Origin of the sequence: Clostridium sp. (genome assembly GCF_021372645.1) — a bacterium.
In the GTDB taxonomy this organism is placed as follows: Bacteria; Bacillota; Clostridia; order Clostridiales; family Clostridiaceae; genus Clostridium.
This window is the reverse complement of sequence record NZ_JAJFUC010000043.1, coordinates 1-6,872: the sequence shown is the minus strand read 5'-3', so window position 1 is coordinate 6,872 and position 6,872 is coordinate 1. Positions and strand designations below refer to the sequence as shown.

The 6,872-nt window shown below is 26.6% G+C and carries 7 protein-coding genes; 3 read left to right on the top strand and 4 right to left on the bottom strand.

The genetic code is table 11. The annotated features are described in order from the left end of the window. Positions 1–1,461: recombinase family protein (locus tag LLF98_RS06990; protein WP_291702201.1), on the top strand; the 1,461-nt coding region annotated here is incomplete at its 5' end. A 228-nt stretch (positions 1,462–1,689) separates the two neighbouring features. Here the strand turns inward: LLF98_RS06990 and LLF98_RS06985 are convergent. Then, on the bottom strand, positions 1,690–2,544 hold the full coding sequence (locus tag LLF98_RS06985; protein ID WP_291702199.1) for a D-alanyl-D-alanine carboxypeptidase family protein: 855 nt from the start codon (positions 2,542–2,544) through the stop codon (positions 1,690–1,692). A gap of 141 nt (positions 2,545–2,685) precedes the next feature. Here LLF98_RS06985 and LLF98_RS06980 point away from each other — a divergent pair, with 141 nt between their 5' ends. Next, positions 2,686–3,249: a DUF2953 domain-containing protein gene (locus tag LLF98_RS06980; RefSeq protein ID WP_291702197.1), complete on the top strand. Its 564-nt coding sequence runs from the start codon at positions 2,686–2,688 to the stop codon at positions 3,247–3,249. A gap of 13 nt (positions 3,250–3,262) precedes the next feature. Continuing rightward, positions 3,263–3,733: a GerW family sporulation protein gene (gene ytfJ, locus LLF98_RS06975; RefSeq protein ID WP_291702195.1), complete on the top strand. Its 471-nt coding sequence runs from the start codon at positions 3,263–3,265 to the stop codon at positions 3,731–3,733. Between the two features lie 159 nt (positions 3,734–3,892). Here the strand turns inward: ytfJ and scpB are convergent, their stop codons facing one another. The 3 genes from scpB to LLF98_RS06960 all read right to left on the bottom strand — a co-directional run bounded on the left by scpB (position 3,893) and on the right by LLF98_RS06960 (position 6,816). Then, a complete protein-coding gene (gene scpB, locus LLF98_RS06970; RefSeq protein WP_291702193.1) occupies positions 3,893–4,498 on the bottom strand; it encodes an SMC-Scp complex subunit ScpB in 606 nt (201 codons plus the stop codon). Beyond that, positions 4,491–5,237, bottom strand: a complete 747-nt coding sequence (locus LLF98_RS06965) for a segregation/condensation protein A (protein ID WP_291702191.1) — start codon at positions 5,235–5,237, stop codon at positions 4,491–4,493. Before LLF98_RS06965 ends, scpB begins: the two co-directional genes overlap by 8 nt. A gap of 388 nt (positions 5,238–5,625) precedes the next feature. After that, entirely contained in the window at positions 5,626–6,816 is a 1,191-nt protein-coding gene (locus tag LLF98_RS06960; RefSeq protein WP_291702189.1) for a D-alanyl-D-alanine carboxypeptidase family protein, read from the bottom strand. Positions 6,817–6,872 lie beyond the last annotated feature (56 nt).

The window sequence follows — 6,872 nt, the reverse complement described above, 5'->3', positions numbered from 1 at the left end:
CCACAATTCCAACAACTTCTAAAAGATGCTAAATCTAAAAAATTTAATGCTTTAATATGTTATAGATTAGATCGTATATCAAGAAATGTAGCGGATTTCTCAACTACTCTGGAACTTTTACAATCTAATAATATAGACTTTATATCTATTAAAGAGCAATTTGATACTAGCACACCAATGGGACGTGCAATGGTCTATATTTCGAGTGTGTTTGCACAATTAGAAAGAGAAACAATAGCAGAACGTGTAAGAGATAATATGCTTCAGTTAGCTAAGACTGGTAGATGGCTTGGAGGTCAAACTCCATTAGGTTTCGAACCTGAGAAAACAACATATATTGATGAAGAATTTAAAGAACGAACTCTTATGAAGCTTACACCTAATGAAAAAGAGCTTGAAGTTATAAAACTTATTTATAAAACCTATTTAGAAGAGCAATCTATTACTCAAGTAGTTAAGAAATTAAATCTAAGTGGAATTAAAGGTAAAAACGGTGGAGATTTTAATTCTTCTCAAGTTGGTAGGCTCTTAAGAAGTCCTATATATGTTAGTTCGGATGAAGCTGTATCTAAATATCTAAAATCTATTGGTATAAATGTATTCGGAACTCCAAATGGCAGTGGATATTTAACTTATAATAAAACTCAAAAAATAACTACTATTAGAGATATAACAGAATGGATTGCAGCAGTTGCTAAACATCAAGGTATAATTAATTCTACTGATTGGATACAAGTACAAGAATTATTGAATAAAAATAAAGATAAAAAGGTAATAAGGCTTGGTACTGGTTCTAATAATAATGCTGCTCTGTCTGGAATATTAAAATGTGCTAAGTGTGGAGCTAATATGCTTGTTAAACATGGTCATAATTCTAAAAAGAGTCCTGGAGTGAAATATGACTATTATGTTTGCTCAAATAAAGACGGTAAATATGTAGATAAATGTGACAATAAAAATATTAGAGTTGATATGTTAGATGAAATAATTATCTCTGAAATGAAATCTTATAATAAAGAATTATTAATTGAAGGATTAAAAGAGAACTTAAAAAAGTCTACTGAAAATATAGAGCATAGTCAAATAAATAATTTAAATAAACAAATCGAAGAAAAAACAATTGAAATTAATAATCTTAGAAAAAGAATAGCAAAAACAGATGATGATGAAATTGGTGATATGCTTACTGAGGATCTGAAAGTTTTAAAAAATGAAATTAATCAACTTCAAAACTCTTTGACAAATTTAGAAACTAATAAATCTGATATAATTACTGAAAGCAAAAATCTAAAAATTGTTGTTGATACGTTGAGAAACTTTAATAATAATATTGACCTAGTAGATGATATTGCGCAAAAAAGACTTCTAATTAAATCTATAGCCGAATGGATTAAATGGAATGGTGAAACTCGCAAATTCAAAATAAAAATATTAGGTATGGATGATTCTAAAAAAAAATAATCCATACCTTCCCACCCTTTTCCAAAAAATCGTATTTTCATAACACAAGGACAGTATTCAGTTCCAGCATCTATGCAATCAATAGCTTCTTTTATCATTTTTTCTCCTTTAGATAAAACTGCTTCTAGTATTAGATTATTTTAAAAGATTTAATTTGCTACAAATATAGTTATTAAAATTATAAAAAAATAGTAGACAGTAATTTTTTTAACCATCTACTACAAATCACTATACTAATTCTTTAACAGTATGATTTCCAAATGCAACTTTTTCTAATACATGTTTATAAATTTTCTCTGTTACATTCCATCTATCTGGGCAGTTCAAAACTACAATTATAACATCTTTACCATTATTGTTAACTGAAGAAACTAAGCATTTTCCTGCTTGACCTGTAGATCCTGTTTTAACACCATTTGCTCCAGGAATTCTCCAAAGTATTTTATTTATATTGTTATAATCCCTTGTAAAATTATATTTTTCTTTTGAAATTTGTTTGGTTCCAACAATCTCTCTAAACAAATCATAATCCATGCCTTTAGATGTAAGTATTGCTAAATCATATGCTGAAGAATAATGTTCACTACTATCTAGTCCATGTGGAGATTCAAAATGTGAATCCAATATTCCAATTCCTCTAGCATAATGATTCATTATCTCTGAAAATCCTTCTATTGAACCTCCCAATTCTTCAGCAATAGCTATTGCTGCATCATTTCCAGACTTAAACATAAGTCCAAAAATCAACTCCTTTAAAGTAATCTCCTCATTTACTTTGTATCCTACAGTGGAGCCTCGAATACTAGCTGCTTTTTTACTAATAGTTACTTTTTTACCTAAATCCCCTTGTTCAATAGCAATAAGTGAAGTAAGTATTTTAGTTGTACTTGCCATTGGAACTATTTCATATGCATTTTGTTCATACAGAACTGTGCCACTTTCTTTGTCCAAAGCAATTGCAGATCTTGCATTTACTCTAAGATTAGTATTATCTTTACTTTTAGCATTTACGCTTGCACCTAAGACTTGAGTAAAAATAAGGCTTAGTAATATTATTGTAATATTTTTAATACCCTTCCTCATAATTAATCACCTTCTAAACTTACTATTTGGTTCTAGTTTACCTTTAAAATTATTTTTTAAACCTAGTTTTAGTAATTTTTTAGGTTTATTTTTTTTAAATTAGTCAATAATTACTAAGTACATAGAGTTTGGAGGGAACTTATGAAATTATTTTTTATTTTCTTAATGATTTTATTAATATTTTTTATACCTATTCCTATTAAGTTTAATATTTACTATTCTACAATAAATTATTATTTGAAATTATATGGATTAACTATCATTTCAAAAAAAAAATCTTCACATAAAATTAAAGATCATAAAATTGATTTTTCAATAAAAAAAGAACATAAATTTTTTTCGAGTTTTTATAAAAACATTGACTTAAAATCTATAGATTTTAAGTCTTTAATATCAACCTTATTTAATTTAAAATTTAAACCTTTATTGAAAGTAAAATCTTCTTTAGATTATTCACTTAATGATGCTGCTAGAACTGCAATTTTTTATGGGATTTTATATCAAACACCACTTTTAATTTATTTTTTTATGAATATTCCTTTTAAGACTTATAAGTTTAGTTTCAAAATAAATCCCATATTTGAAGATAAATTTTTACTAAAAATTGAAACTTCAAGTATAATTTTCATATCATTTGCAAACATTATATATATAATAATTATTTTATTAAAATTTATAAAAAAAGCAAAGGAGGCGACCCCTTAGTTGGGGATTAATTATGTCAAGTGAACAACAAGTTGAAAATTTAATTAAAAGTACTATGGAGAATCTCAAAAATATGGTCGATGTAAATACAGTAATAGGAACTGCTGTAGAAACTAAGGATGGATCTTATATAATTCCAGTTTCAAGATTAAGCTTTGGCTTTGCATCTGGTGGAAGTGAATATTCATGCCAAAAACAAAATCTTAGTAACACAACATTTCCCTTTGGTGGTGGTTCTGGAGCAGGAGTTTCAGTTAAACCAGTTGCATTTTTGGTTGTTAAAGAAGATGGAGTTAGAATGTTGCCTGTAGAACAAGACACTACTTATGATAGAATAGTGGATACTGTTCCTCAAATTTTAGATATTATAAAAAGCTTAATAAAAGATGTGTATAAAAAGAATAAAAATTGTAATTCTGGTAATAATACTAATGTTGATAATAATTCTAAAGAGAATTATTCCAATGATAATCATATTATTTAATTTGCTCCTAATTTTTTTAAATTTTAAGGAGAAATAGATATGCTGATTTATTCAGCATATCTATTTCTCTTTTGCAATGTTTGTGCAATTTTCAAATGCATATCAAATGATTATAAGTTGTTCCAGATATACTTATAACATGAAATAAAAACTTTAGTATTATATTTCCACTTCATTTTCTTGTATTTCATTTTCTTGAGTGCCATCTTGTCCAAAAAGATCCAAGTATGGCAACTCCTTCAAATCTTTTAATTCAAATTGTCTTAAGAATTCTTCTGTTGTTCCATATAAAATTGGTCTTCCTGGTACATCTAAACGTCCAATTTCTTTTATAAGATCTCTTTCTATAAGCCTTTGAATTGCACTTTCGGACTTAACCCCTCGAATTTCATCAATATCTATTCTAGTTATAGGCTGTTTATATGCTACTATTGCCAAACTTTCTATAGATGCTTGTGATAAAGATTGTCTCTTATTTTTCTTTAAAAGCTTTTGTATATAATCAGCATTTTGTGCTTTAGTAACTAGCTGATAACTTCCTTTTATACATATTATTTTTATTCCTCTATTAGAATCTTCATATTCTTCCATCATTTCTTGAATAATAACTTCAATGAGTTTGGTTTTTTCTTCAAGATGATTTACTAAATCTTGCAAACTTAAAGGTTCTCCACTGGCAAACAATAATGCTTCTATTGCTGATTTCAAAGAATTCTTATTTAAATCATTCATAAATGGAATTTGAATTCCCTTATCTTTATACATCTTCTGTTCTCCTCTCAATTAATATATTCCTAAAATTATCACTTTGATAAACTTTAACCATCCTTTGTTTAATCATTTCAAGTAAAGCTAAAAATGTTACAACACACTCTAATTTACATTCACAATTTTTTATAATTTCTGAAAAACTATTAACATTTTCATTTTTTAACTTGTCCATTATATATTCCAACTTATCTTCTATCTTATATTTATCTACATATATTTTTTTCTGAATGACATTATTTCTATTCTGCTTATTATTATAAATCTCTAATAAATTATTATATATATTATATAATTCTATAAAGCTTGTATCTTTAAATAAATCTTCATTTGCAATCACTTCTCTTTTATCTTCTATTACTTCTGGTTTTTTTCCATATACTTCACCTGCGCTAATATATCTATCTTTAAAGAAAACTGAAGCACCTTTTATCTTCTTATATACTATAAGTTTTTCTAAAAGATTTTTCTCATTATCTTCTTCATTTTCATCTTCATTTTTAGGTTTAGGTAATAAATGTTTAGATTTTATTTCTATTAAAGTAGCAGCAACTACTATAAATTCAGATGTTATATCTAAATCCATTTCCTTCATTTCATTAAGATAATTTAAATATTGATTAGTTATTTCAAATATTTTTACATTATATATACTCATTTGATTTTTCTTTATTAGATGTAATAATAAATCAAATGGGCCTTCAAAATCATTAATTTTAATATTTGGAAGTTCCATATACTATTTTTTACCTCCGTTATAAATTTCACTTAAATTTAAAAATTAATACTCATTATATAATAGCAATTTATATGACTCAAAACAAGAAAGTTTCAATTACTTATATAAAAACTCTTTTTTAATCTAAGTAAATTTTATCAAAAAAGCATTATCATGGAATATAATTACAAATTATGTTATACCAACATTGAAAATGCTTTTTGAGTAATTTATTTAAAATAATTTCATTTAGCTAAATTATATTATTATTAATAATAGCTTTATGTATATTAGTTTTTTATGCTTAAATAAACATAGCTCAATAATTAAGATTTACTCTTTTTATTGAGCTATGTTTTTAAATGTTTCTAATTTGGTTATAGTTTATAGAAAATATGAGATTTATCTAAACGCCTTTTTCAAATAATTTTTTAATATTATACTTAATATTGTCAATTATATTGCCACCCTTAATATCTCTATCGCAATATATTTCTACTTCTCCTACTTTTTCTTGTCCTAAGTAAATTTCATATTTTCCAACTACATCTCCTGCTTTATATTCTTTTTGCAATTTATCAATGATAATTTTCTTTTCTAATTCTTTATTTTCTCCCTTTGGTAATACAACGTTCAAATCATCTTTTGCCTTTGCCATAAAGAATTTATCAGTTTGTTCATCCATATATACCTTATCAATTTCTTGATCTTTAGCTACAAGCTTTTTACCTTCATATTTTGAAAATCCATGATTAAGTAATACTCCTGCATCACGATTCCTTATTTTATAAGTTGGAGCTCCCATAATTACAGATAACATCCTTACTCCATTTCTTGTTGCTGTTGCACTAATACAATATTTAGCTTCATCTGTAAATCCTGTTTTTAGTCCATCGCACCCTTCAAAGAATCTAACTAATTTATTATGATTTACAAGTTCAATTGGAGATTTTCTTCCTTCTGATATAGAATCCATATAAGTTCCTGTATATTTTAGAACTACTGGATGTTTTAATAATTCCCTAGACATTATTGCTATATCTTTTGCTGTAGATAAATGCCCCTCTGCTGGTAATCCGTTACAGTTTTTAAAAGTTGTATTAACCATTCCTATATCTTGTGCTCTTTTGTTCATCATAACAACAAAATCTGGCTCTGTGCCTCCAAGATATTCAGCAAGTGCAACTGCCGCATCATTTCCTGATGCTATTGCAACACCCTTTAAAAGTTCTTCAACAGTTCTTATTTCTCCAGTGTCTAAAAGCATTGTGCTTCCACCCATTTTCTTTGCATTTTCACTGCAAGTTACCTTATCATCTAATTTAATTTTCCCACTATCAATAGCCTCCATAGTAATTAACATAGTCATAATTTTTGTTACAGATGCTGGTGCAAATTTTTCATCTGCATTTTTTTCATAAAGTATCTTTCCAGTCATGGGTTCCATAAGTAAAGCTGACTTTGCTTCTATATTAGTCCCATCAGATTTAACTTTATCCTCTGTGTCTAAAGCATTTGCAATGTTAATTGGTAAAAGCAATATGGTAAAAATAAATATCAAAGTAAAAGATAAAAACTTTTTTGTTTTATTTTTCATTTTGCTACCTCCTTTCAGAATTAGTGTTACCATAAGAAGAAATAATATAACAAGTA

Coding starts and splice junctions, on each gene's coding strand:
- scpB (WP_291702193.1), bottom strand. CDS start 4,498: ATGTATAAAGATAAGGGAATTCAAATTCCATTTATGAATGATTTAAAT.
- LLF98_RS06980 (WP_291702197.1), top strand. CDS start 2,686: ATGAAATTATTTTTTATTTTCTTAATGATTTTATTAATATTTTTTATA.
- ytfJ (WP_291702195.1), top strand. CDS start 3,263: ATGTCAAGTGAACAACAAGTTGAAAATTTAATTAAAAGTACTATGGAG.
- LLF98_RS06960 (WP_291702189.1), bottom strand. CDS start 6,816: ATGAAAAATAAAACAAAAAAGTTTTTATCTTTTACTTTGATATTTATT.
- LLF98_RS06965 (WP_291702191.1), bottom strand. CDS start 5,237: ATGGAACTTCCAAATATTAAAATTAATGATTTTGAAGGCCCATTTGAT.
- LLF98_RS06985 (WP_291702199.1), bottom strand. CDS start 2,544: ATGAGGAAGGGTATTAAAAATATTACAATAATATTACTAAGCCTTATT.